Origin of the sequence: Janthinobacterium sp. AD80, assembly GCF_002878455.1 — a bacterium.
In the GTDB taxonomy this organism is placed as follows: domain Bacteria; phylum Pseudomonadota; class Gammaproteobacteria; order Burkholderiales; family Burkholderiaceae_D; genus Janthinobacterium.
This window is the reverse complement of sequence record NZ_NRDQ01000381.1, coordinates 1-593: the sequence shown is the minus strand read 5'-3', so window position 1 is coordinate 593 and position 593 is coordinate 1. Positions and strand designations below refer to the sequence as shown.

The 593-nt window shown below is 62.7% G+C and carries 1 protein-coding gene; it reads left to right on the top strand.

Translation table 11 applies throughout. The annotated features are described in order from the left end of the window. Positions 1–14 precede the first annotated feature (14 nt). A partial coding sequence (locus JaAD80_RS29860; RefSeq protein WP_258003272.1) for a phage tail protein occupies positions 15–593 on the top strand: 579 nt, incomplete at its 3' end.

Genomic DNA, 593 nt, shown 5'->3' with positions numbered 1-593 from the left:
CGCAAAAGGCGCTGGTGCGCGAGACGCGCCGGGCCGACCTGAACCAACTGGCCATCGATCCGGCCAACGCCAGCCAGATCATCGTCGAGCAAGTCTTGCCCGAGAACGTGGGCGGCTGGTGGATACGCGAAATCGGCATCTACGACGAGGCGGGCGACCTGTGCGCGGTGGCCAACTGCCCGCCCAGCTACAAGCCTGTGATGGCCGAGGGCAGCGCGCGCACGCAAGTGGTGCGCGTGGTGCTGATCGTCGCCAGCACGGCCGCCATCGAGCTGAAAATCGATCCGGCCATCATCTTGGCCACGCGCAAGTATGTCGATGACCAGGACATCGTTGTCCGCGCCTACAGCGACACGCTGATGGCCCAGCACCTGGCCGACCTGGACCCGCACCCGCAATACAGCCTAAAGGAGGTGAAGACGCTGGCCAAGTTTGACGCGTCGAAAAAACTGGTCAATGCCGATTTTGTGCAGCAGGCGCAAGGAAACATGGTGCGCTATACCGAGGTCACTGAAAGCCGCACGCTCACCGCCGAGGATATTGGCTGCGCCCTGTACTTTCCTTCTGCGGGCAAGGCCATCACTATCCCCGAC